This window comes from Lysobacter niastensis (assembly GCF_015453285.1).
GTDB classification, from domain to species: Bacteria; Pseudomonadota; Gammaproteobacteria; order Xanthomonadales; family Xanthomonadaceae; genus Lysobacter_J; species Lysobacter_J niastensis.
The window spans coordinates 418,015-441,109 of sequence record NZ_JADLZT010000002.1 but is presented as its reverse complement, the minus strand read 5'-3'; the positions used below and the strand labels follow the sequence as shown (position 1 = coordinate 441,109).

20 protein-coding genes are annotated in these 23,095 nt (G+C 69.2%); 13 read left to right on the top strand and 7 right to left on the bottom strand.

Translation table 11 applies throughout. The annotated features are described in order from the left end of the window. The first annotated feature begins 4 nt into the window (after nucleotides 1–4). From IU514_RS04765 to IU514_RS04755, 3 genes are all read left to right on the top strand, one after another. Entirely contained in the window at nucleotides 5–3,850 is a 3,846-nt protein-coding gene (locus tag IU514_RS04765; protein ID WP_194929926.1) for a translocation/assembly module TamB domain-containing protein, read from the top strand. Nucleotides 3,851–3,864: 14 nt separating this feature from the next. After that, on the top strand, nucleotides 3,865–4,611 hold the full coding sequence (locus IU514_RS04760; RefSeq protein ID WP_194929925.1) for a VOC family protein: 747 nt from the start codon (nucleotides 3,865–3,867) through the stop codon (nucleotides 4,609–4,611). 98 nt (nucleotides 4,612–4,709) lie between these two features. Beyond that, the gene (locus IU514_RS04755; protein WP_194929924.1) at nucleotides 4,710–5,228 is read left to right on the top strand and encodes a GNAT family N-acetyltransferase; all 519 of its coding nucleotides are present in this window, start codon (nucleotides 4,710–4,712) and stop codon (nucleotides 5,226–5,228) included. Nucleotides 5,229–5,232: 4 nt separating this feature from the next. Here IU514_RS04755 and IU514_RS04750 read toward each other — a convergent pair whose 3' ends face one another. The 3 genes from IU514_RS04750 to mnmG form a co-directional block, all read right to left on the bottom strand. Next, entirely contained in the window at nucleotides 5,233–5,673 is a 441-nt protein-coding gene (locus tag IU514_RS04750; RefSeq protein WP_194929923.1) for a GFA family protein, read from the bottom strand. Then, nucleotides 5,670–6,953 carry a sialidase family protein gene (locus IU514_RS04745; RefSeq protein WP_194929922.1) on the bottom strand — a complete coding sequence of 428 codons (1,284 nt, stop codon included), beginning with the start codon at nucleotides 6,951–6,953 and terminating at the stop codon, nucleotides 5,670–5,672. Before IU514_RS04745 ends, IU514_RS04750 begins: the two co-directional genes overlap by 4 nt. Before the next feature lie 104 nt (nucleotides 6,954–7,057). Beyond that, a complete protein-coding gene (mnmG, locus tag IU514_RS04740) occupies nucleotides 7,058–8,962 on the bottom strand; it encodes a tRNA uridine-5-carboxymethylaminomethyl(34) synthesis enzyme MnmG (RefSeq protein ID WP_194929921.1) in 1,905 nt (634 codons plus the stop codon). Nucleotides 8,963–9,343: 381 nt separating this feature from the next. On the opposite strand from mnmG, the gene IU514_RS04735 reads away from it, so the two are divergent. The 5 genes from IU514_RS04735 (at nucleotide 9,344) to IU514_RS04715 (ending at nucleotide 14,455) form a co-directional block, all read left to right on the top strand. Continuing rightward, on the top strand, nucleotides 9,344–9,826 hold the full coding sequence (locus IU514_RS04735; RefSeq protein ID WP_194929920.1) for a spore coat protein U domain-containing protein: 483 nt from the start codon (nucleotides 9,344–9,346) through the stop codon (nucleotides 9,824–9,826). A gap of 131 nt (nucleotides 9,827–9,957) precedes the next feature. Then, nucleotides 9,958–10,446: a Csu type fimbrial protein gene (locus tag IU514_RS04730; protein WP_194929919.1), complete on the top strand. Its 489-nt coding sequence runs from the start codon at nucleotides 9,958–9,960 to the stop codon at nucleotides 10,444–10,446. Nucleotide 10,447: 1 nt separating this feature from the next. Next, nucleotides 10,448–11,170 (top strand): fimbrial biogenesis chaperone, encoded by a 723-nt coding sequence (locus IU514_RS04725; RefSeq protein WP_194929918.1) that lies wholly within the window; start codon nucleotides 10,448–10,450, stop codon nucleotides 11,168–11,170. Continuing rightward, entirely contained in the window at nucleotides 11,154–13,505 is a 2,352-nt protein-coding gene (locus tag IU514_RS04720) for a fimbria/pilus outer membrane usher protein (protein ID WP_194929917.1), read from the top strand. Before IU514_RS04725 ends, IU514_RS04720 begins: the two co-directional genes overlap by 17 nt. Then, complete coding sequence (locus IU514_RS04715; RefSeq protein WP_194929916.1) at nucleotides 13,502–14,455, top strand: Csu type fimbrial protein; 954 nt, start codon at nucleotides 13,502–13,504, stop codon at nucleotides 14,453–14,455. Before IU514_RS04720 ends, IU514_RS04715 begins: the two co-directional genes overlap by 4 nt. Before the next feature lie 422 nt (nucleotides 14,456–14,877). On the opposite strand, the gene IU514_RS04710 is transcribed toward IU514_RS04715, so the two are convergent. Then, nucleotides 14,878–15,468, bottom strand: coding sequence for a hypothetical protein (locus tag IU514_RS04710; protein ID WP_194929915.1), 591 nt, complete (start codon nucleotides 15,466–15,468; stop codon nucleotides 14,878–14,880). 179 nt (nucleotides 15,469–15,647) lie between these two features. Here IU514_RS04710 and IU514_RS04705 point away from each other — a divergent pair, with 179 nt between their 5' ends. From IU514_RS04705 to IU514_RS04685, 5 genes are all read left to right on the top strand, one after another. After that, complete coding sequence (locus IU514_RS04705) at nucleotides 15,648–16,616, top strand: pyridoxal-phosphate dependent enzyme (protein WP_194930002.1); 969 nt, start codon at nucleotides 15,648–15,650, stop codon at nucleotides 16,614–16,616. Between the two features lie 106 nt (nucleotides 16,617–16,722). After that, a complete protein-coding gene (locus IU514_RS04700) occupies nucleotides 16,723–17,526 on the top strand; it encodes a hypothetical protein (protein WP_194929914.1) in 804 nt (267 codons plus the stop codon). A gap of 42 nt (nucleotides 17,527–17,568) precedes the next feature. Further along, a complete protein-coding gene (locus tag IU514_RS04695; RefSeq protein WP_194929913.1) occupies nucleotides 17,569–18,318 on the top strand; it encodes an MHYT domain-containing protein in 750 nt (249 codons plus the stop codon). Nucleotides 18,319–18,430: 112 nt separating this feature from the next. After that, on the top strand, nucleotides 18,431–18,856 hold the full coding sequence (locus IU514_RS04690) for a ketosteroid isomerase-related protein (protein ID WP_194929912.1): 426 nt from the start codon (nucleotides 18,431–18,433) through the stop codon (nucleotides 18,854–18,856). Nucleotides 18,857–18,968: 112 nt separating this feature from the next. Further along, nucleotides 18,969–20,450: an ArnT family glycosyltransferase gene (locus tag IU514_RS04685; RefSeq protein ID WP_194929911.1), complete on the top strand. Its 1,482-nt coding sequence runs from the start codon at nucleotides 18,969–18,971 to the stop codon at nucleotides 20,448–20,450. A 4-nt stretch (nucleotides 20,451–20,454) separates the two neighbouring features. Here IU514_RS04685 and IU514_RS04680 read toward each other — a convergent pair whose 3' ends face one another. The 3 genes from IU514_RS04680 to bioC all read right to left on the bottom strand — a co-directional run bounded on the left by IU514_RS04680 (nucleotide 20,455) and on the right by bioC (nucleotide 23,036). Continuing rightward, nucleotides 20,455–21,060, bottom strand: a complete 606-nt coding sequence (locus tag IU514_RS04680; RefSeq protein ID WP_194929910.1) for a hypothetical protein — start codon at nucleotides 21,058–21,060, stop codon at nucleotides 20,455–20,457. A gap of 66 nt (nucleotides 21,061–21,126) precedes the next feature. After that, on the bottom strand, nucleotides 21,127–22,119 hold the full coding sequence (locus IU514_RS04675) for a multidrug resistance efflux transporter family protein (RefSeq protein ID WP_194929909.1): 993 nt from the start codon (nucleotides 22,117–22,119) through the stop codon (nucleotides 21,127–21,129). Continuing rightward, nucleotides 22,116–23,036, bottom strand: coding sequence for a malonyl-ACP O-methyltransferase BioC (bioC, locus tag IU514_RS04670; protein WP_194929908.1), 921 nt, complete (start codon nucleotides 23,034–23,036; stop codon nucleotides 22,116–22,118). Before bioC ends, IU514_RS04675 begins: the two co-directional genes overlap by 4 nt. Nucleotides 23,037–23,095: the final 59 nt, after the last annotated feature.

Sequence of the window (23,095 nt, the reverse complement as noted above, 5' to 3'; positions counted from 1 at the left end):
GGCCATGAGCGAAACCACCGCCACGCCTTCCGACCCGCACGAGCAGCGCATCGCCGAGCTGCGCCAGCGTCGCCGCGCGCGCCTGCGCTGGCTGGCGATACGCGCCAGCCTGCTCGCCGGCGTACTGACGCTGCTGCTGGCCTCCTTCGCCTGGTGGCTGCTGACCACGATCGGTGGCCGCGACCTGCTGATGGCGCAGATCGTCGCGCGCCTGCCGGAGAACGCCACGCTGTCGTGGCGCGTGATCGACGGCCCGCTGTCGGGTCCGCTGATGCTGCACGACGTGCGCTTCACCTACGACCGCATCGTGTTCACCGCCGAGCGCGTGCACGTCGATCCGGCAATCCGGCCGCTGCTGGGCAAACGGCTGCGCCTGGACGCGCTGCAGATCGAGCAGGCGACGCTGGAGATGCCCGAGAGCAAGGAGCCGTTCCAGTTGCCCGAGTGGCCGGACGTGCTGCCCGAGATCGCGCCGCCGCTGGAGCTGCAGGCCGACGACGTCCGCGTCGACGGCTTCCTGCTGACGCAGGAAGGCGAAAAGCTGATCGACATCCGTACGCTGCGCGCCGGACTGGACGCGCAGCAGGGCAAGCTGCACGTCGAGCGGCTGTTCGTCGACAGCGACCGCGGCCGGCTCAACCTGCGTGGCGACTATGCGCCGCGTGAGGATTACCGCATCGATCTCACCGCCAGCGCCGAACTCGCGGCCGCCAGCGGTCGCACGCCCGCACGCGTCGGCCTGGCCGCACGCGGCGACCTGTCGCGCATGGACGTCGCCCTCGCCGGGCGCGTTCCGGGCGAACTGAAAGCCAGCCTGGTGCTGCGCGGCCGCGACACGCCGGCGTGGCAGCTGCGCACGCACGCGGAGGCCATCGACCTGGGCCTGCTGATGGGCGAGGACGCCAGCGACGAGGACAAACCGATCGCGTTGCGCTTCGACGCCGACGGCAGTGGCGGCAACGCGCGCCTGCGCGGCGAGGCCACGCAGGGCGATTTCGTCGCCAAGGTGCTCCCCTCGGACGTGCGCGTCGAGAACCAGGTGCTCGACCTGCATCCCCTGGTACTGGAAGTGTTCGACGGTCGGGTGACCTTGAACGGACACGCCGATTTCAACGACCCGCAGAACGCGCGCTTCCGCCTCGCCGCCAATGCGCGCGGGCTGGTCTGGGGTGGTGCCACCGAGGCCGACCCGGAAGCGCCCTCCATCGGCGCCGATGCCGACCTCGGGTTCGCCGGCACGCTGAAGGCCTGGGCCGCGATCGGCCACGCCGACCTGGTGCGCAACGGCGAACGCGCGCGTGTCGAGTTCGACGGCCGCGGCAACGACGCGCGCATGACGCTGCGTTCGCTGAAGGCGCGCATGCCCAGCGGCACGCTCGACGGCCGCGGCGTGGTGACGTGGCAGCCTTCGCTCGGCTGGAACATCGACGCCACGCTCGCCGGATTCGACCCCGGCTATTTCGCGCCGGAGTGGCGCGGCGCGGTGGACGGCAAGCTCGCGACCCGGGGCAGTACACGTAGCGACGGCGGACTCGAAGTCAGCGTGGACGCCAGCAACCTCGGCGGGCGGCTGCGCAACCGCCCGCTGAAGGGACGGGGCAAGTTCGCGATGCACGGCGCCGGCAACGCAGGCGGCGACACCGCTTACGAAGGCGATGTCGCCCTCGCGCTCGGCGGCAGTCGCATCGACGCGAAGGGCAAGGTCGCGCGCACGCTCGACGTCGATGCGAAGTTCACTCCGCTGGTGCTCAGCGACCTGTTGCCCGGCGGCGCCGGCACGCTACGCGGCACGCTGCGCCTCACCGGTCCGCGCACCGCGCCCGACGTCACCGCCGACCTCACTGGCAGCGGCCTGAAGTACGGGGATTACCAGGCGGCGTCGATGACGGCGAAGGGCCGGCTGCCGTGGCAGCGTGGCAACGGCGCGATCGCTGTTCGGGCCAGTGGACTCCAGGTGGGCCTGCCGTTGTCGTCGCTGACGCTGGACGCACGCGGCGCGGTGGAGTCGCTGCAGCTCCAGGGCGAGGCACGCGGCGATATCGGCGTGCTGTCGCTGTCCGGCAATGCCAGCAAGCAGGGCAACACCTGGCAGGGTGCGCTGGCTGCACTGCAGCTCGTACCGGCCAAGGGCGCATCGTGGCGGCTGCAGCAGCCTGCGCGTTTCCGCTGGGATGGACGCAACGGCGCGCTGAGCAGCGCTTGCGTGGCATCGAGCGGCGGCGGTTCGCTGTGCGCCAGCGCCGACTGGCCGCGCCGCGGCCTCGATGTGCGCGGCGAGTCGCTGCCGCTGACGCTGCTGGTGCCCTACCTGCCCGAGCGCGAGGACCAGCGGCCCTGGCTGCTGCGTGGCGAGATCGCATTGGAGGGACAGCTGCGTCCGGCCGGCAATGCCTGGCGTGGCCAGCTCATGCTGCGCTCGTCCGGCGGTGGAATGAAGAACAGCGAACGCGCGCGCCGCGAAATGCTCAGCTACGACAACCTGCAGCTGACGGTGACCTTCGATCCGCGCCGCATCAACGCCGAACTCTCCACGGCCTTCAACAGCGGTGGCCACATCGACGCACGCATCGCCACCGGCTGGGACGACTACGCGCCGATCACGGGCGAAGTCGCGTTCAACACCGATGAACTGGTGTGGATGGAGCTGTTCTCGCCTGACATCGTCGAGCCCAAGGGCCGGCTCGACGGCCGCATCACGCTTGCCGGAACGCGCGCGCGTCCGCAGCTTGGCGGCCAGGCGCAACTGACTCAGTTCAGCACCGAACTGCCGTCGCTGGCGATCGTGCTCGAGGACGGCCAGATACAGCTCAACGCACTCGCCGATGGCAGCGCGCGCATCACTGGCCACGTGCGTTCCGGCAAGGGCACGCTCAACGTCGACGGCTCGCTCAACTGGCAGAACATCGACGCGCCGCTGACGCTGGCGCTGCGCGGCGAGAACGTGCTGGTCTCCGACACGCGCGACCTGCGTGCGGTGGCCAGCCCCGACGTACAGGTGCGCTACGCCGCCAACCAGCCGCTGCAGGTCACCGGCACGGTGACGGTGCCGTCGGCGAGCATCGACCTGGAACGCCTGGACCAGGGCGTGTCCGCGTCGCCCGACGTGGTGATCCTCGATCCGGAAGATCCCGAGGAAACCGGAGCGGCGCCGCTCGATCTCGACCTGGCGCTGGTGCTTGGCGATGACGTCCGGCTCAACGGCTTCGGTCTCGATGGCGGCCTCACCGGTCAGCTGCGCGTCCGTGCGCGACCGGGGCGCGAGATGACCGGCACCGGCCGCCTCGACGTGAAGGGTCTGTACAAGGCCTACGGACGCAAGCTGGAGATCACCCGCGGCGAGCTGTCGTGGGCCAACAGTCCGGTCTCCGATCCGATCCTCAACGTTCGCGCCGAGCGCGTGGTGGGTGAGGTCACCGCCGGCGTCGACATTCGTGGCCGCGCCAGCGCACCGCGCGCCGAAGTCTGGTCGGACCCGGCCAGCTCGCAGTCCGAAGCATTGGCGTATCTGACACTGGGCCGGCCGCTGGCGAGCGCGAGCACGGACGAGAGCAAGCAGGTCAACGCCGCCAGCGCCGCGCTGTCCGCCGGCGGCGGCATGATCGCCTCGCAGATCGGCGCCAAGCTCGGCCTCGACGAAGCGGGCGTCGGCGACAGCCGCGCGCTCGGCGGCAGTGTGCTCGGCATCGGCAAACACATATCGCCGCGGCTTTATGTCGGCTACGGCGTGTCGCTGCTCGGCACCGGCCAGGTGCTGATGCTGAAGTACCTGCTGCGCAAGGGGTTCGACATCCAGATCGAGTCGAGCACGGTCGAGAACCGCGCCTCGATCAACTGGCGCAAGGAAAAGTAGCCGCGGGATACACGATGCCGAAAGCCAGCCTGTTCTCGTTGCTGCTTGCCGTTACCGGCACCGCGTCGGGCTGCGTCTCGACGCCCGCGCCGCAGACGCCCCTGCGCTTCGACCATGCCTGGCTGGTGGTCACGCCCGGTGCGCCCGAGCGCGCGGCACTGGAACGCGCCGGCCTGCAGGTATCCGATGCGATCAACCGTCATGACGGACAGGGCACTTCCTCCATCACGTTCGAGTTCGAGAATGGCTACCTGGAACTGATCTGGCCGGATGCCTCCGTGGCGCTGGCGCCCGGTTCGGAGCGCGCCATGGAGAAAGTGCGCGAGCGGATGGCGTGGCGCAGCAGCGGGCGTTCGCCGATCGGCGTCGCCGCGGCGCGAACCACGCAGGAAGCGCTGCCGCTGCAGGGGTGGACGATCTCGCCGGCCTGGCTGCGCCCTGGCACGGCGATCGAGATCCTCACGCCGCGCGACGATCGCGTCAGTCCATCGTTGTTCGTCGTTCCCGGGTACCTTGCCGTCTCGGCGGACGCGAGCCGCGCGGTACCGCGGCATCCACTGGGCGTGCGCAAGGTGACCTCGGTGCGCGTGACCACGCCGCCGGGCTACGTGCCGATCGATGCCATGCGCTATTACACCTCGCTGGGCCTGGTGCAAACACAACCCGGCCCGGAATGGATGCTGGAGCTCACCTTCGACGGTGGAAAACAAGGCGCCGAGAGGGACCTGCGGCCGGAACTTCCGCTGGTGCTTCGCTACTGAGGCCGCATGCCGCCGCGTGCTAGCCTGCGGCCACCCACAGGGAGGATCACTTCGCATGCGTGCACTGGCGCTGGCTCTATTGCTCGATGGACACGAACATGACGCCGCGTGAAATCCTGCAGACGCCACGGCTGCGCCTGCGCGAACTCACCGACGCCGACGCTCCGTTCATTTTCGAACTGCTCAACGAGCGGTCGTTCATCGACAACATCGGCGACCGCGGCGTGCGCACGCTCGACGATGCCGTGGGCTACATCCACAAGGGCCCGGGCGACAGCTATGCGCGCCATGGCTACGGGCTATGGCTGGTGGAACTGAAAGCCAGCGGCGAAGCGCTGGGCGTGTGCGGATTGATGCATCGCGACACGCTGCCGTACACGGACATCGGTTATGCGTTCCTGCCGCGCCACTGGTCGCGCGGCTATGCCGTCGAGTCGTGCGCAGCGGTGCGCGACCACGCGCTGCGCACGCTGGCGATGCCGCGCCTGCTGGCGATCGTGTCGCCCGGCAACGAGGCGTCGGTGAAGGTGCTCGAGCGCATCGGCCTGCGCTTCGAAGGAAAAGTGACACTGCCGCAGGCCAACGAGGAACTGGAGCTCTACGCGATCGACGCCTGAACCGTCAGGCCGCGCCGGCCGTGGTTTCGATGCACACCTCGGCGAACCAAAGCTGCCGCCAGCGTGCGCGCTTGTCTTCGGGCGCCAGGCGCTGCGGTGACGCGGGTTGTTCGGGTGCGAACCTCGCGTCGCGCAATGCGTGGGCGTTGACCGCGGCATACAGCCGGCCTTCGATCTCGCACGCCACCATAACGAGCGTTCCGCAATGCGCGCAGGCGACGAAGTCGGCCTGGTTGGACCCCTGGCGCAGGTGCAGCGATGCGGATTCGCGGCGCTGCTGCAGGCGGAGAACGCCTTGCGGATCCGACAGCCACGCGGCATCGCGCTCCTGGCAGAAGCTGCAGTCGCAGGCGCGCGGCACGTAGTCCGCAGGCTCGCGCGTCAGCGTGACTTCGATGGCCAGAGCGCCACAGCGGCAACCGCCCCGCAGCACGACGGCGCTCACGGCGCGACCCCGTAGCGCGCGCCAGCCAGGCGCGGCTTGCCATCGACGACGTCGGTCCAGACCACGTACGTGCCGTCATTGCCGGTGGCGACCTGGGCGAATCCGGTGGCGCGGCCGCGGCCCTGCAGGCGCGCGACTTCGCCACGCTGCAGTTCGCGGGACAGGTCCGGCGTGTAGCGGGCGAACTGCAGCGACTGCGATCCGCCGTCTTCGAGGGTCCACAGCACCCAGGCATCGTCGGCGTCGAGGGTGACGTCGACACGACCCTGCACGCGCGCACCCTGGTCCAGCGTGATCGGCGTCGCGAACGTGTCGCCGGCATCGTTGCTGCGCGCGATGCGCAGCGTCGGCTGGTCGGCGGCCACGGTGTACCAGGCGACGACGGCCTGGTTGCCTTCGGCGGCGACGGCCGGGCCATTGACCGGGCAGGCCGGCATCTTCCACCGGTCGGCGTGCACGACGTGCGCCGGTGTCCACGTCGCCCCGTCGTAGCGCGTGGCTGCGATATCGCGGATCTCTTCGGGAGTGCGGTCCCGGTACACCAGCAGCGGCCCGCGCGTGGTCAGCGCCGTGTCGGTCTGGCAGCAGTCGCAGGTCATCGCATCGAGCTCGCGATCGCCGTCGCGGCGCAACGCGGCGTCGAAGGTAGCCGCGCGCAGCGTCATCGCGCTTGGCCCTTCATGGCCGGCATGGCCACCGCGGCCCTCCGCTTCTTCGCCGCCGCTGCGGCGGCCGTCGAGCCAGGCGATGCCGATGCGGTCGCGCGCCGCCGGCCACATCGACACGAAGCCATGCTCGGTCGGCGTGCCGTCGTCATTGACCAGCATCGGCTCCGACCAGGTGACGCCACCGTCGCCGGAACGCGACAGCGCCACGTCGTACGCATACTGCGCGTTCGCCGACTTCTTCAGCCAATGCGCCCACAGCGCGCCGTCGGCGGTCGCCACCAGGTGCGGCGTGTCGGCCCAGTTGACGAACCAGTCACTGCCGCGCGCGATCTCCTGGACTTCACCCCAGGCGCGGCCGGTGTAACGGGCGAACCTGAGCGCGTGGCCTTCGCCCTGCGGCTCGATCCACGACAGCAGCAGCGTCCCATCGGGCGCCCGTATCAGGTCGGGCTGGGCGGCAGTGGCGGTCACCGGCAAGGGCCAGTCGCTGCGCGTGTACATCGCCGCACGCGCGGTCGCCGGGCTGGCCTGCGCACCGGGAGCACGCTCCGGTGAGCGGTCGCACGCGGTCGCGGTCAGCAGGGTGAGCAGGAGGATCGTCGTCAGGCGCATGCGCCGAGACTAACGCCCGTCTGCGGGCGCCGTCATGCGGCGAAAGTCCACGCGCCGGGATGAACCGGTCATGGGATGTTGAACGCGCCGCAGCGCGCGGGGAACTAGGCCACCCGGCTGCGACGCGAGCGGGTCAGGTGTACCAGCAGCAGTGAAATCGCCGCCGGAGTCATGCCGGGAATGCGTTGCGCCTGGCCGACCGTCTGCGGGCGCACGCGCTCGAGCTTCTGCTGCACCTCGGCCGAGAGCCCACGCACGGCGGCGTAGTCGAAGGCGTCCGGAATAACGGTGTTCTCGTGGCGCTGCTGGCGCGCGATCTCCTCGCGCTGGCGGTCGAGGTAGCCGGCGTATTTCACGCCGATCTCGACCTGTTCGGCGACATCGGCCTCGGCGACACCGGGCCCCAGCGACGGCACGGTGGCCAGCTTGGCGTAGTCCAGTTCAGGGCGCTTGAGCAGGTCCAGCGCACTGGTCTCGCGGCTGATTTCGATGCCGAGCACGTCCATGGCCTCGCGGCCCAGCGCGTTGTTCGGCGCGGCCCAGATCGCGCCAAGACGGGCGCCCTCGCGGGCGATCGCCTCACGCTTGGCCTCGAAGCGGGAGAACCGCGCGTCATCGACCAGGCCGAGTTCGCGGCCGACCGGAGTCAGGCGCAGATCGGCGTTGTCCTCGCGCAGTTGCAGGCGGTATTCGGCGCGGCTGGTGAACATGCGGTACGGCTCGGACGTGCCGTGGGTGATCAGGTCGTCGACCAGCACGCCCAGGTAGGCCTCGTCGCGGCGCGGGCTCCAGCCGGCCTCGCCCTTCACGAAACGGGCGGCGTTGACGCCGGCGAGCAGGCCCTGCGCGGCGGCCTCCTCGTAACCGGTGGTGCCGTTGATCTGGCCGGCGAAGAACAGGCCTTCGACTGACTTGGTCTCCAGCGTGGTCTTCAGGCCGCGCGGATCGAAGAAGTCGTACTCGATCGCGTAGCCCGGGCGCGTGATGTGGGCGCGCTCGAAGCCGCGGATGCTGCGCACCAGCGCCAGCTGCACGTCGAACGGCAGCGAGGTCGAGATGCCGTTGGGATAGATCTCGGCGACGTCGAGGCCTTCGGGCTCGACGAAGATCTGGTGGCTGGCCTTTTCGGCGAAGCGCACCACCTTGTCTTCGATCGACGGGCAGTAGCGCGGGCCGATGCCCTCGATCTGGCCGGTGTACAGCGGCGAGCGGTCGAGCGCGCCGCGGATGATTTCGTGGGTCTGCTCGCTGGTGTGGGTGATCCAGCACGACACCTGACGCGGGTGATCGTCGCGACTGCCGATGAAGGACATGACCGGGCGCGGATCGTCGCCGGGCTGCTCCTCCATCACCGAGTAATCGAGCGTGCGGCCATCGATGCGCGGCGGCGTGCCGGTCTTCAGGCGATCGACCACGAACGGGCCTTCGCGCAGCTTGGCGGCCAGCGCGACCGCGGGCGGGTCGCCGGCGCGACCGGCGGCGTAGGTGGTCTGGCCGACGTGGACCTTGCCGGCCAGGAAGGTGCCGGCGGTCAGCACCACGGCCGGCGCGCTGAAGTGCAGGCCGGTCTGGGTGACCACGCCGGTAACGCGGCCGGCGTCGGACGTGCTGTTTGAAAACAGAATGTCGTCGACCGCGGCCTGGAACAGGGTCAGGCCGGGCTGGCTCTCGACCACGCGGCGGATGAAGGACCGGTACAGCGATCGGTCGGCCTGGCAGCGCGTGGCGCGCACGGCCGGGCCCTTGCTGGCGTTGAGCCGGCGCCACTGGATGCCGGCCGCGTCGGCGGCACGCGCCATCACGCCGCCGAGGGCGTCGATCTCCTTGACCAGGTGGCCCTTGCCGATGCCGCCGATGGCCGGGTTGCAGCTCATCGCGCCGACCGTCTCCACCGAATGCGTGAGCAGCAGCGTTCGCGCACCAGCGCGCGCCGATGCCAGGGCAGCCTCGGTACCGGCATGGCCGCCACCGACCACGATCACGTCGTATTGGAAGAAGTTGTCGCTCATGAGGGCACCGCAGAGCGGTCGTCCGGAAAGTCGGCCCGGTCGCGGGCCTGCAGGTGCCGCCCCACGCTCCGGCGGGCGGGCCAAACCGCCGCGGATTCTACGGCAATGGCCGCCTGCCGGCCGCTCGCAGGCTGGATCCGGGCTGACTGGCGAGGTGACGTATACGCGCACCTAACAAAGTGACGCAGTGCGTCCAAACCGCCCCAAACCCGGCGACGGTTCAGTTATGTCAATAGGTTGACACCAGAAGTACGGACGAATGGCGCCAATTTCCCGTCTGGCGGTTTCTTGGCACGCGTTTTGCTACTCTTGGTCACACGTCAATTCTGCGACGCGTCTCACGCATTCATTTTCCTGCTTGCAGTCCCCGGAGAGAGATCAATGTCCCTGCTGCACCGCACCGCCCTGGCTGTCGCCCTGCTCGCCGTAGCCCCGCTGGCTTCGGCTGCCACCGCCACCGACGACATGACCGTGTCGATGACGATCCAGAACACCTGCACCGTCACGGCCGCCGACATGAGCTTCGGCACCGTCGTCGACGTGGCCACCGCCCGCAATGCCTCGGCCAGCGTTTCCGTGAGCTGCACCGGCAGCGGCCCGGTCGTCGTGACGCTCGAGCAGGGCACCGCCGGCACCCACCAGATGACCTCGGGCGGCAACTCGATCGACTACACCCTGCGCTCGGCCACCTCGGGCGGCGGCGTGGTCTTCGGTGACGGCACCGCCGGCACCTCGCCGGTGTTCAACGGCACCAGCACCGGCGGCGGCACCAACACCGTCACCGTCCACGGCTACGTGCCCGTCCAGGGCGCCAAGCCGGGCGGCAACTACACGGACACGATCACCGCGTCGGTTTCGTACTGAGACCCGCTCCAGGGACGCCCAGCCGCATCCTTCCTTAGGGAGGGTGCGGCCGGTTGCCACACCCTGGGTTCGAGTCACGAATCGTGATCCGGGCGTTTGACGCCCACCTGTTCGCGTCGGAGTGATCCGCGATGTCCACGCGCCTGAACTGCACTGCCTTCGGTCTGGCCCTGCTGGCCGCGAGCCCGCTTGCCTGCGCGGCCGAAAGTGCGGTCATGGAGGTCACGCTCAGCATCGAGAACAGCTGCGGCATTACCGCGCAGCCGCTGTCGTTCGGGCGCTCGCAGGACCTCAGCCGCAACCTGGATGCCGAGAGCAGCGTTTCGGTCGCCTGCAGCAGTCGGGGCCCGATCCAGATCGCCTTCGACATGGGCGCCGGCAACGGTGCGACCGTCGATGCCCGCAAGCTGAGTTTTGGCGCTGAAACCGTCAGTTACTCGCTGTTTCTCGACAGCAGCCGCAGCACCGTCCTGGGCGATGGCAGCATCGGCAACATCATCTCAGCCACCAGTTCCGGCGGCATCGACGTCTTCCCGATTTACGGCCGCGTCTTTGGCGGCCAGGGCGTGAAGCCGGTGGGCGCCTATGCTGACGTAGTCACCGCCACACTGACGTTCTGATATGCACGCTCGCCTCAAGAACAGCGCCGGCGCCATCGCTGCGGCCCTTTCACTGGTCCTCGCCATCGGCTCCGCCGAGGCGCGCGGGCACCTGCAAACGCGCCAGACCGGCATCGAACTGCCTGCGGGCACGCGCGCGGGCCGTCTGGTGCTGGCGAATACGGGCGATGCGCCGCTCGCTGCACAGATCCGCGTCTACGCCTGGACCCAGGACGGCAACGAGGACCAGCTCAACCCGAGCACGGACCTGATGGCCAGCCCGCCGATCGTCGAGATCGCCGCCGACGCCGAGCAGCTGGTACGGCTGGTGCGCCCCGCCGACGGCCCGGTGGCCAGGGAGCAGGCGTATCGCGTGGTCGTCGACGAACTGCCAGGTGATCCGGGCGCGACCGAGGGCTCCGCCGTCGCAGTGCGGATGCGCTTCCTGATTCCTGTGTTCGTGCGTGCGACCGATCCCGCGCCCATCGCGCTGGAGTGCCGCCTCGAAGCCGCTGCCCTGGCCTGCCGCAACACGGGCGGCCGCGCCGCCCAGCTCGGCGCCACCTCGATGACGGACGCCGCCGGACACAAGGTCGAGGTGACGTCGGGCCTGCTCGGCTATGTGCTGGCCAACAGCGCCCGTCGCTTCCCGCTCGAGTCGGACAAAGTCGCTCAGCTGGGCTCGGGGCTGAAGCTCCAGGTCATGCTCAACGGCGAGCCGGTCACGCTTGATCTCGCCCGCTAGACCGCGCCGCCGCGCGCTCGCCCTGGCACTGGCCGCCACGATCACCGCGATCGGCGCGGGCAATGCCGCCGCGACCGGCGTTTCCCAGGGCGCCCTCGATCAGGCGCTGCCTTCCGGTACCGCGCAGGGCGAGCAGTCGCTTTACCTCGACGTCATGATCGACGGCCATCTCGCCCGTCCGCTCGTGCCTTTCACGCTGCGCGATGGCCGTCTGGGAGTCGCGCCGTCCGAACTCGCGGCGGCCGGCCTCAACCTGCCCGCAGACCTGGCGGTGGACGACGATGGGCTTGTCTGGGTGGATTCGATTCCCGGCCTGTCGGCAGCGTACGAACCGGCGATGCAGCGCCTGAACCTGCACCCGGTGCGCAGCCTGCGCACGGTGCGCCAGCTGGGTTACAGCGCGCCCGGCGCACGTGACGTGCGCCGCGACCATGGCCTGGTCTTCGATTACGACGCCTATGCGCGCAGCCTCGGCGACTCGCAGACATTGTCGGTGGGCACCGGCCTGCGCTGGTTCGGCCGCTTCGGCAGCGTCGAACTGACCGGCGTCAGCCGTGCCGGCGACGGCGGCGACGACGCCTACGAACGCCTCGACAGCCGCTGGACCTACTCCGATCCGCAGCGCATGTGGACCTGGACGGTGGGCGACCTGGTCTCCGGCGGCCTGGCCTGGACACGTCCCGTGCGCCTCGGCGGCGTGCAGTGGCGGCGCAACTTCGGCGTCCGCCCGGACCTGATCGTCTATCCGATGCCGCAGTTCGCGGCCGATGCCACCGTGCCCTCCTCTGTGGAGCTCTACGTCAACAACGTGCGGCAGTACAGCGGCGAGGTCGATCCCGGCCCGTTCGTGCTCAACGATTTTCCACGGGTGATCGGCGCCGGCCAGGCCGTGGTCGTGGTGACCGATGCACTCGGGCGCAGCACGCAGACCAGCGTGCCGCTGTATGTCGACTACCAGCGCCTCGCCCGCGGCCTGAGCGACTTCTCGCTGGAGGCCGGTCTGCTGCGCTCCGGATTCGGTATCGATTCGGGCGATTACGGCAACGACCCCGTCGCCAGCGGCAGCTGGCGGCGCGGCATGACCGACGAGTTCACCGTCGAGGTCCATGGCGAAGCCGGACCTGACCTGCATACCGGAGGCGTGGGCCTGGCCTGGTCACCGCTCGGCCGCTTCGGCGTGATTTCAGGCTCCTATGCACGCAGTTCCGGCCTGGGCAGCGGCGATCAACAGGCGCTGGGCTACCAGTGGTTCGGACGCAGTACCGGCCTGGACCTGTATTCGCAGCGTGCCAGCCGCGGATTCCGCGATCTGGGTTCGCTCGATGGCGGCAGTGCGCCGTTGAGCTCGCAGGACCGCGCCTCGCTCTGGTTCGGCATTCCACGCGGCTCGTTCTCGATGACCTGGTTGCGCTACCGCGACCTCGAGGACGTGCCCAGCCGCACGGTGAGCATCGGCCTCAACCAGACCATTGGCCGCAGCCTGTCGCTGTCGGCCAGCGCATTCGAAGACGACCGCGCCGGCCATGGCGTGTCGCTCTCGCTGAGCATGCCGCTGGGGCGCGAGCTCGACGCCTCGGTTTCGTACGACCACAGCCGCGGCCAGTCCGACTACGCCGCCGGCGTGCGTCGCAGCGTGCCGTATGCCGGCGGCTGGGGCTGGGAAGCCCAGGCCCGCGACAGCGGCGATGGGCAGGTTTCCGCAGCCTGGCGCGGCCGCGCCGCCGAGGCATGGTTCGGTATGGATCGCGTCGACGACGACACCGGCGCCTTCGCGCAGGGCAATGGCAGCGTGGTGGTGATGGGGGGCCAGGCCTTCGCCAGCCGCCGCATCACCGATTCGTTCGCGGTGGTGTCCACCAATGGCGTCGCGGACGTGCCGATCCTGTACGAGAACAGGGTCGCCGGCCGCACCAACCGCGACGGCTACCTGCTGCTGCCGGAACTGCGCGGCTGGCAGAGCAACCGGATCGCGATCGACCCGGACGGCCTGGGCGCCAACCTGGAAGTGCCGGCGATCGAGCGCATGGTGACTCCGGCCGACCACGGCGGCGTCCGTGTGAACTACGAGCTCGTGGCGATGCGGACCGCCAGCGTGGCGCTGAGCGACGGCTCCGGCAAACCCGTGGCCGCCGGTACGCGGGTGCATCGCGCCGATGGCAGCGTGGTGATCGTCGGCTACGACGGCGCCCTGTGGCTGGAACACTACGTCGACGGCGAAACGCTACGCTGGACCCGTGCCGGCACCGCCTGCGCGACGAACCTGCCGCCGCTGGCCAGCGTCGAATCGTCGCCGCAACTGGGTCCGGCCGAATGCACGAAAGAGGAATCGCAATGACGCTCCGCCACGCGCTTGCAGCCTGTGCCCTGCTGATCGCCGTGCTCATGGCTCCCGAGGCGCGCGCGCAGAGCTGCACTCGCAGCGGCCAGCCGACGCTCAGCTTCGGCAGCATCGCAGTCAACCCGACCGGCCAGGTCGATGGCACGACCAACCTCAGCCTCAGCTGCAGCGGCACGCCGTCGACGACCTTCAAGGTCTGCGTCGGGCTTACCAATGGCCAGGACAACGCGCTCTCTCCACGCAAGCTGAGCAACGGCGGCAGCGCGCGCATCGACTACCAGGTCTACCGCGACGCCGCGCGCAGCCAGGTCTGGGGCTCGCGCGCCGGCACCGGCGGCGCCCAGGCGCTGGAGTTCACAGCGACCTTTCCGTCCAGCGGCTTCCTGAACCTGTCGGTGCCCTTCTACGGACGGATCTTCTCCGGCCAGAACGGCCTGCCCTCCGGCACCTACAGCTCCCGGATGAGCGGCTCGGAAGTCACCACGAGCTACGCGACGACACTGCCGTGCAGTTCAATCAGCGGCAACCGCCGCACGTTCCGGCTCACCGCCAACGCATCGGTCGCCGGCGCCTGCAGCGTCGCCACCACCGACATGGCATTTCCCACCCGGACCGCGCTGACCAGCCAGGTCGATGCCACCGCTACGCTGTCGGTGACCTGCACCTTGAACACTCCCTACACGCTGATGCTCGACGGCGGCGACATCGCCGGCAACGTCAACAACCGGCGCATGGGTCTGGACGGCATGCCGCCCGGGGTCATCCAGTACCAGCTCTATTCGAACTCGGGCCGCAGCAATGTCTGGGGCAACACCACCGCCAACGATGTGGCCGGCACGGGTGCGGGCACGGCGCAGGTCTATACGGTGTACGGCAGGGTGCCGGTGCAGACCACGCCGTTGGCGGGCGATTACGAAGACACGGTGACGGCGACCGTCCAGTACTGACTTCGCGCCGTTCGTCCGGCGCGCCCGCGCGAAGCGGCCGGATTGGCACACTTCCTGCGACATAGTCGACAGCACCCAGCGGGGCAGGCGCACAGCGCCGGCCGGAATTGGAACAGGGGCTGGCCAAGCGCCCGCCGGGGAAGCCAAGGGCCGAATGTCGGGGGACATTCGGCCCTTTTTTTTATTTCTGATCAGTCAGGCCTGTCCGGACGGAGAGGCAGGCGGAGCCTTGCGCGCAGGCCGCTCGAAGGGGCGCTGCGGAATGGGCGCCGACGCCCGACGGGGACGGAACAGGGGGGATCCGTGGTACCTCGTCGGGCGCCGACATGGAAGGCGGCAACTCTGGACGCGTCGGAATGCGACGCTCTTTGTCAGTTATCCGTAGCTTGCTGTCACTTTCGGTGCAGTGCAAGCGACCTGCGTCACGGGGTTTGCTGCTGGACGGCCTCGCTGTGCCTGGGTTCGACCATCCGCCGCATCGTCCCGGACACACCGCCTTCGCGGCGTGCTTCGGTGGCCGGACGCGGCGGCATCACGGCCCGCGGCTGGGCGACGTTCGGGGACTGGACCATGTTCGGCGACGGCCCCTGCCCGGGCTGCTGGCGCGGGAAGCGGCCGAAGTCGCGCCACGGCGCGCGGTCGGAGCGATGCTGGTTGTCGCGGTCGCGATCGTGGTGCACCGGCGGCTGGTAAGGCCGGTAATGGCGATTCGGGTACTGGTAGTACGGCCGGTGCGGGTAATAGCCGTAGGGATACGAGTACGGGTAGCCGTATCCGTAGCGTCCATACGGGTAACCGTAGCGGTAATAGCCGTAGGGATAGAACCCGCCGTAGTAACCGCCGTAATAGCCGCCATAGCCGTAACCGCCATACCCGCCGTAGTAGCGGTAGTCGACGGACGGGCGGCCATAGTAGTAATCGCCGGGCCCGGCCCCGCGATAGGTGTAGTCGTAGACACAGCCGGCGAGCAGCAGGCTCGCGGCGATGACAGGAAGCAGGAATGCGCGTTTCATGGACGGAACCCCCCAGGGTTGTGTCCAGCTTCAGGCTGGAGGATTGAACTCGTGCTTAATCCAGCCACCTCCGCCAGATTCTGCCCCCGGCCCGGCGCGTCCGCACGTGCCGGTGAAACTGTGCGCTTGAGCGCCTGCGCAAGCGTCCGGCGCCGCGTTAGCATCTCGGCATGAACCTGATGGCCTCCGTCCTGCCCGATTTCGACGCCGTGCTCGCCGCCGCCGCGCGCATCGCCCCCCATGCCCATGTCACCCCGGTGCTGCGTTCGCACACGCTCGATGCGCTGGCCGGGTGCGAGCTCCACTTCAAGGCCGAGCAGTTGCAACGGGCTGGCGCCTTCAAGTTCCGCGGAGCCTGCAACGCGGTGTGGTCGCTGTCGGACGAGGACGCCGCCCGCGGCGTGGTCACCCATTCCTCCGGCAACCACGGCGCGGCACTGGCACTGGCCGCCCGTACTCGCGGCATCGCGTGCCATGTCGTCGTCCCGGAAGGCGCGGTCGCGGCCAAGCTGGCAGCGATCCAGGCCTACGGCGCCACCCTGCACCACTGCGCGCCGACGATCGCCGCGCGCGAGGCCGCCTGCGCCCAGGTGCAGCGCGACACCGGTGCCGAGCTAGTCCATCCCTACACCGACGCGCGGGTGATTGCCGGACAGGGCACCGCCGCGCTCGAGCTGCTCTCCATCGCCACGCTGGACGCACTGGTCGTGCCGGTCGGCGGCGGCGGCCTCGCCTCCGGCACGGCGATCACGACCTCGGCGATCTCGCCGTCGACGCGCGTGTTCCTGGCCGAACCCGCCGGCGCAGCGGAAACGGCCGCCTCGCTCGAACGCGGCGAGCGCGTCACCGAGTTCGTCCCGGACACGATCTGCGACGGTCTTCGCGGCACGCTGGGCGCACCCAACTTCACCCTGCTGCGGCAACATCGCGCCGAAGCGCTGGTCGTCGACGACAGCGCGACCGTGGCCGCGATGCGGCTGATCTGGCAGCGCACCAAGCAGCTGGTCGAACCGTCGTCCGCTGTTGCGCTCGCCGCCGTCCTTGCGCATCGCGAACGCTTCGCAGGCCTGCGCGTCGGCGTGGTGCTGTCGGGCGGCAACGTGGATCTGGATGCGTTGCCGGACCTCTTCGCACGCTCCCACGCGTGAGCAGCGGTAGCCGCTAACCGCTCAAGCTTGCGAAAGCGCCGTTCGGCGCCTTCGCGTTGGACATTGCTTCTGTTCGACGCAGGGCAACTGGCACGCTGCAAAGCCGGTGCAGCTCCCCGCGACGGGACGCGACCAATGCATCGAGCCATGGGGGCGGCTGATGGTGGATGTCGAGTTCCGCGTTCTGTCGGATCGGCGCGACGGGCTGCTGCTCGCCCTCGGTCAGCTCGTCATCGCCAACGGGTACACGCTGTTGCGGCAACGCATGCTCAACACCGCCGAAGGCGTGGTCCTGACGATGGTGGTGCGGGGGACGAAGGACGGCCTGATGCCGCTGGAAGAACGGCTCGCCACCCATCCCCTGGTGCTCGGCTTCGAAGCCATCACGCCCGACAGCCTGCACGACTCGCGCGTGACCGCGACGCACGTGGCCGTGGCGGCAGCACGGATCGCCCCGGCCCGCGGCGAGGTCGATCCCCAGCGCGTGGAAGCGTTGCTGCCGCAGATCGCGCGCGAGTATCCGGACATCTTCGTGCGCCTGCTGGCGCTGGAAAGCGAGCTGCCCCCGGCCCAGCGCGAATCGACGTTGCGCTACATCGGCCATCGCGTCGGCCACTGGGTGTACCGGCGCGACTACGCGCTCGGCAGCCGCCTGTCGCTGGCCGATGCGGTGCGCCATATCGCCTTGCCGGCAATGCGCCAGATCGTCCAGGCCGACCTGCACGAAGACACGTTCCGCATCAGGAACAGCCCGTTCGTCGATCGCGGCGAGCACGGCGCCTGCTGCCATTTCATTCGCGGCATGCTCGGCGGCCTGCTGGCAGGGCCTGATGGCGCGGAAACCGTGGACGTGGTCGAAAGCCAGTGCCGCAACACCGGCGCGGAAGCTTGCTGCTTCGAAATCGCGTAATTGCCGCTTTTTGTTCCGCACCCTACAGGGAGAGTTGAAGCAATGCCGCACGATCACGCTGTCCAGTGCCTGCACGATCCGATGCTGGTGATCCTGTCGTACCTGGTGTCTGTCCTGGGTTCCTTCACGGCGCTGCAGCTGGCCATTGCCATCCCGGCCGCACGCGGCACGGCGCAACGCTGGCGCGCCATCTTCATGGCCGGCGCGGTGATGGGTGGCGGCGCGATCTGGGCGATGCACTTCATCGCCATGCTCGCCTGCAAGATGGATCTGCCGGTGTCGTACGACCTGACCATCACGGCATTGTCTGCGGTGATTGCCATTGCCTCGTGCATGGTCGGCCTCGCCATCGCCGGCTCCGGCGTGTTCGGCTGGGCCAGGCTCACCGTCGCCGGCATGTTCATGGGCCTGGGCGTGACCGGCATGCATTACACGGGCATGGCCGCGATGCTGATGCCGGCCAGCATCCATTACGACCAGACGCTGGTCCTGGCGTCGGCGACCATCGCGATCGTCGCCTCGATAGTGGCGCTCTGGCTCGCCTTCAACCTGCGCGGCTGGATGCAGATGCTCGGCAGTGCGCTGGTGATGGGCGTGGCGGTGTGCGGCATGCACTACACCGGCATGCAGGCGGCGAGCTTCCTTCCCAACGGAAACGAAGCCCAGCAACTGGGCGGCCTCGACGGCGCCAGCCTCGGCATGACCATCTTCGCGATCAGCAGCGCATTGCTGGCGGGCGTGCTGGCGCTGAGTATCGTTCGCCAGCGGCAACGCGCGCTGGTGCGCATCTGATCGTGCAGCGCAGCTGACCCGATCCGCGAGATCCATGAAGGCCTGCATGCGCGGGCCTTCATCCTGACCGGGGGTATGATCCCTGTCCGTTTTCACAGGTCCGCATTGCACGATGAAGATCGACGGCACCCGCAGCAATGATCGCAGCACCGAAGTAGTGCTGGCCTATTACGCCGCCTTCAACCGCGGCGACTGGGACGGCATGCTCGCCCTGCTCGATGAGAAGGTCGTGCACGACCTCAACCAGGGCCCGCGCGAGGTCGGCCGCGAGGCGTTCGCCGCGTTCCTGCAGCGCATGGCCGCCAGCTACCGCGAGCAGCTGCGCGACATCGTCGTAATGGCATCGCCCGACGGCCATCGTGCGGCGGCCGAGTACGTCGTGCATGGCGAATACCTCAGCAGCGACGCCGGCCTGCCGCCGGCGCGTGGCCAGAAGTACGTGCTGCCCGGCGGCGCGTTCTTCACCCTCCGCAACAGCCGCATCCAGCGGGTCACCAACTACTACAACCTGGAAGAGTGGATCTCGCAGGTCGGCTGAGCTCCATGGCCGTTGCGGGACGGTCGTTACGCTTCGATAAGTGTCCAGCGCTCCGACAGTTCTTTGACCGCCGCGGAACTAGTCTTCCGCGGCCCCCCGCCGGCGAGGCCCCATGCAGCGCATCGTGCGCTCTCCCACGTTCTGGATCGCCGTGCTGGCCCTGGTCCTGGCCCTGGGCTTTCTCGGCAGCCGCAGCATCTGGGACCCGGACGAGGGCCGCTACACCAATGTCGCGCTGAACATGCTCGACAGCGGCGACTGGCTCAATCCGCGCCGCAACCACGAAGTCGCCCACTGGACCAAGCCGCCGCTGACCTATTGGGCGATCGCGTCGAGCGTGGCGGTGTTCGGTGCCAAGCCCTGGGCCGCGCGCCTGCCGATGGCGTTGTCGTACCTGCTGTGCGTGTGGCTCACCTGGCGCATCGCGCGGCGCCTGTCGCCTGGCAGCGAGCACGCCGCCGCCGTGGTCTACGCGACGATGCTGTTTACCGTCGGCGCGTCACAGCTGATCACCACCGACTACCTGCTCTCGGCCGCGGCGACACTGGCGATGTGGGCGTTCGTCGAAGCACGATTCGGTTACGGCCGACACGTCCGTGGCTGGATCGCGCTGATGTGGATCGCCCTGGCCCTCGCCTTCCTGGCCAAGGGACCGGCCGGCATCGTGCCGCTGCTGGTAATCCTGGCGTTTGATTTCCTGATGCCCGAGCGCCGTTCCCTGGCCCTGCAATGGTCGGGCATCGTGTTGTTCACCGTGCTCGCCCTGCCCTGGTATGTCGCCGTGATACACGGCAACCCGGGATTGTTCCGCTACTTCATCGGCGACGAAGTGATCAACCGCGTCACCACCAACGAGTTCGGCCGGCATGGCGAATGGTATGGCTGGCTGGAGATCTACGTGCCCACGCTGCTGGTCGGCACGCTGCCCTGGACACCGACGTTGTGGCGCTGGTTGCGCGGCCTGCCCGCGCAGGTGAAGCCGTGGTGGCGCGATCCGCAGCGGCGTGGCCAGGATGCTTCATGGCTGCTGCTGGTGCTGTGGGTGCTGCCGCCGCTGCTGCTGTTCTGCCTGGCACGCTCGCGCATGCCGCTCTACCTGCTGCCGCTGTTCGTGCCGATGGCGGTGATCGCGGCGATGCAACGCCAGCGCGAGGGCCGGGCCCTGCCCCGCTGGCCCCTGCTGCTGGCGTGGGCCGTGCTGGTGCTGGCGATGAAACTGGCGGCGGCTTGGTGGCCGACCCACAAGAATGCGGATGAGTGGGCCGAGGCGATCCTCGCGCGCGCCCCGGGGCCGGTCTACGAAGTGGTGTTCGTCGAGGACATGGCCCGTTACGGTCTGCACCTGCACCTGGGCACCGGCACGCAGATCGAGAAGATCTCGATGGACCCGATGCACGAGCCGCCCTTCAATCCGGAGTACGACGAACCGCTCGCGGTCGAACTGGCCGAGCACGAGCCCGGCGTGGTCTGGATCTGCAAGGAAGACTACTGGCGGCGCCTGAAGGCGCGCATCGATTCGAGCGGCTATCGCGCCACGGCACTCGGCACGCCGTACCAGGGGCGGGTGATGTTCCGCGTCGACAAGGTGCCCTGAGGGCTCAACGCAGTGGCGCCTGCAAAGTGAGGCGCTGCAGGCCTTCCTCCAGCATCAGCCTCGTCACCGCGGCGCGCTCGCCCAGCGGTTGCGACTGCAGTGCATCGAGCAGCAGCCCGATCGAACGGCAGCGGGCCGGATGGTCGTTGCCGTTGAGGCCAGCGACGAAGCCGTCGTCGAGAATCGCCGCGCGCACGCCTGCAGCCTTCAACGCCTGCCGCGCGGCGCCGGCGTCGTACGGCTGCCGCGGATTCTGCGCGGCGGCGATGACGAACTGCGTGACCGCGTCGGCGAAGCGCACGCGACTGTCCTCGCCCAGTTCCGAGGCGAGCGTGTTGAGTCCGTCGATGCCGCGGTCCGCCTGCGGGTCGAACATCGCGCACAACGCACGCGAGTCCTCGGGCCGGCGCGAGGTTTCGCGCAGCGCCTGGAACACGCCATCGACCGCGGAATCCGGCGCACGCGTCAGCAGGTCCTGCCCGGTGGCCGGCAACGCCGCCGGATCGAAACCCCACGATTCGAGGGAGTCCTGTGCCAGAGCCGGGGTGCCGGCAAGCAGACCCAGCGCGAGTACGACCGGACGGACGATGATGAACGCGTTGCGTGGCATGGCTAGGTTCCGGACGGAGTCGATGCGACTGTAAACGGCGCCGCCTGAATGCCCGCGCGGCGCCGCTCAGGCGCCGCGATCGCTGCGAAGTTCCTGCGTGGCGCGCTTGTCGCCGGCGGCGGCACGCGCCGCGACCAGGCTGAAGACGATGATGCCGGCGATCACCAGCACCGCGCCGAACAGCGCGTCGCCGCTCGGCCACGACTCGCCGAGCCAGAGCACGCCGATCAGCGTCGCGAACAGGATCTCCGCGGCTTGCATCGCTTCCGCCGCCGCCAGCGCGGTCGGATTGTTGCGGACCATGCCGGTGGCCTGGAAGAACAGCACCGTGGCGATCACGCCCGCGCCCAGCGCGACGCCGGCCGCGAACGTCACCTGCCCCAGCGGCGGCGGACCGGCGTGGAAGAACGTCCACGCCGCGATCGCCCACCACAGCGGCTGGCTCGCCAGCGTCATGCCGAACACGCGCTGGGTGGCGTTGAGCTCGACGCCGACGCGCTCCAGGTGCAGCAGCAGGCCACGATTGCCGAGCGGATAGGCAAACGCCGATACCGCCACCAGCACGAGTGCCAGCCACGCATCACCATCAAGCGCGCCGCCGCGCTGGCCGAACTGCAGCGTCAGCACGCCCGCGACGACCAGTATTCCGGACAACAGCGCCGGCAGTGGAATCCGCGCGCGGTGGTCCTTGTAGAGAAACGGCGCGCACAGCATGCCGGCGATCACGGTCAGCTGGAACGTACCGGCGATCAGCCACGACGGCCCGCTCGACGCCGCGTACGCCAGGCACAGGTAGAACAGCACGAAGCCGATGCCGCTCCACCACAGCCACGGCCCTGGATGCGCGCGGATCGCGCGCCATACCGGCGCGATCCCACCCTGCCACGGCATCACCGGCAACAGCAGCGGCAACGTGATCAGGTAGCGCAGAGACGCGGTCCAGGCCCAGTGCCCGCCGTCGACCGCGGCCGCGCGGTTGAGCACGTAGGTGCAGGTGAAGAAGAACGCCGACGCGAGCGCGATGGCGACCGCGGCCAGCGCAGTGCGGCGCGGGTTCATGGGCGCTTCCTGATCGGAATCCGGCTCACCGGCACCTGCACCTCGTCGACACCGCCGACGCGGATCGGCGTGCCCGGCTGCGGGCCCCAGGCGTGGGCGTAGATCACTTCCCAGGTCGCCGGCAGGCGGCCGTCGCGGCGCCATGCCTCGTAGGCCTGCGAGGCCCGCGCGAAACGGGCGCGTCCGGTGAGGCTGCGGCGGCGTTCGATCATGGCATTGGTCGCACCGAGCGTTCGCAGTTCGCGCATCAGACTGCCGAGGTCCGCATGACCGAGCACGAACTCGTCGCGATCGAGCACCGGATTCTTGAAGCCAGACGCGATCAGTGCGTCGCCGAACTGCGCGATCGATGCAAACGAACTCACGTGCGGCACGTTGTCGGCCTGCGCGAACGCGTCGCGCAGTTCATAAAGCGTGCCGGGCCCGAACGTGGACACCAGCAACAGGCCATCGGGCTTGAGCACGCGTCGGAACCCGGCGAACACCGCCGGCAGGTCCTCGACCCACTGCAGGCACAGGTTCGAGAACAGGATGTCGACGCTGCCGTCGCGCAGCGGCAGCGCGCGCGCATCGGCGCAGACCGCGTCAGGACGGCGCGACACGCCGGGCAGGAACGACGGCCGCCAGCCGCCAGCGTTATGCCGTGTTTCCTGCAGCATCGGCAGCGCCAGGTCGAGCGCGATCACCTGCGCCTTCGGCCAGCGCTTCTGCATCGCGACGCTGGCATGGCCGGGGCCGCAGCCGACGTCGAGCACCACCTGCGGCGGCGCGCGGTTCAACGCGGGATCGTCGAGGTAGTCCAACTGCTCCATCAGCCGCGAAGCCACCTCACGCTGCAGCGCGGCGGCGTTGTCGTAACCGTGCGCGGCGCGCGAGAACGCGCGGCGGACCTGGCGGTGGTCGAACAGGTCGCTCATGCGGTTCTGCTCCTTCCCCCGCTTGCGGGGGAAGGCTGGGATGGGGGCGAAACCGTCGC

Bases quoted from the DNA above. Each gene is read 5' to 3' on its own strand.
- IU514_RS04675 (WP_194929909.1), bottom strand. From the start codon at position 22,119: ATGAACCCGCGCCGCACTGCGCTGGCCGCGGTCGCCATCGCGCTCGCG.
- mnmG (WP_194929921.1), bottom strand. From the start codon at position 8,962: ATGAGCGACAACTTCTTCCAATACGACGTGATCGTGGTCGGTGGCGGC.
- IU514_RS04710 (WP_194929915.1), bottom strand. From the start codon at position 15,468: ATGAAACGCGCATTCCTGCTTCCTGTCATCGCCGCGAGCCTGCTGCTC.
- IU514_RS04685 (WP_194929911.1), top strand. From the start codon at position 18,969: ATGCAGCGCATCGTGCGCTCTCCCACGTTCTGGATCGCCGTGCTGGCC.
- IU514_RS04730 (WP_194929919.1), top strand. From the start codon at position 9,958: ATGTCCACGCGCCTGAACTGCACTGCCTTCGGTCTGGCCCTGCTGGCC.
- IU514_RS04735 (WP_194929920.1), top strand. From the start codon at position 9,344: ATGTCCCTGCTGCACCGCACCGCCCTGGCTGTCGCCCTGCTCGCCGTA.
- IU514_RS04760 (WP_194929925.1), top strand. From the start codon at position 3,865: ATGCCGAAAGCCAGCCTGTTCTCGTTGCTGCTTGCCGTTACCGGCACC.
- IU514_RS04765 (WP_194929926.1), top strand. From the start codon at position 5: ATGAGCGAAACCACCGCCACGCCTTCCGACCCGCACGAGCAGCGCATC.
- IU514_RS04755 (WP_194929924.1), top strand. From the start codon at position 4,710: ATGACGCCGCGTGAAATCCTGCAGACGCCACGGCTGCGCCTGCGCGAA.
- IU514_RS04715 (WP_194929916.1), top strand. From the start codon at position 13,502: ATGACGCTCCGCCACGCGCTTGCAGCCTGTGCCCTGCTGATCGCCGTG.
- IU514_RS04705 (WP_194930002.1), top strand. From the start codon at position 15,648: ATGGCCTCCGTCCTGCCCGATTTCGACGCCGTGCTCGCCGCCGCCGCG.
- IU514_RS04680 (WP_194929910.1), bottom strand. From the start codon at position 21,060: ATGCCACGCAACGCGTTCATCATCGTCCGTCCGGTCGTACTCGCGCTG.
- IU514_RS04695 (WP_194929913.1), top strand. From the start codon at position 17,569: ATGCCGCACGATCACGCTGTCCAGTGCCTGCACGATCCGATGCTGGTG.
- IU514_RS04725 (WP_194929918.1), top strand. From the start codon at position 10,448: ATGCACGCTCGCCTCAAGAACAGCGCCGGCGCCATCGCTGCGGCCCTT.
- IU514_RS04745 (WP_194929922.1), bottom strand. From the start codon at position 6,953: ATGCGCCTGACGACGATCCTCCTGCTCACCCTGCTGACCGCGACCGCG.
- bioC (WP_194929908.1), bottom strand. From the start codon at position 23,036: ATGAGCGACCTGTTCGACCACCGCCAGGTCCGCCGCGCGTTCTCGCGC.
- IU514_RS04690 (WP_194929912.1), top strand. From the start codon at position 18,431: ATGAAGATCGACGGCACCCGCAGCAATGATCGCAGCACCGAAGTAGTG.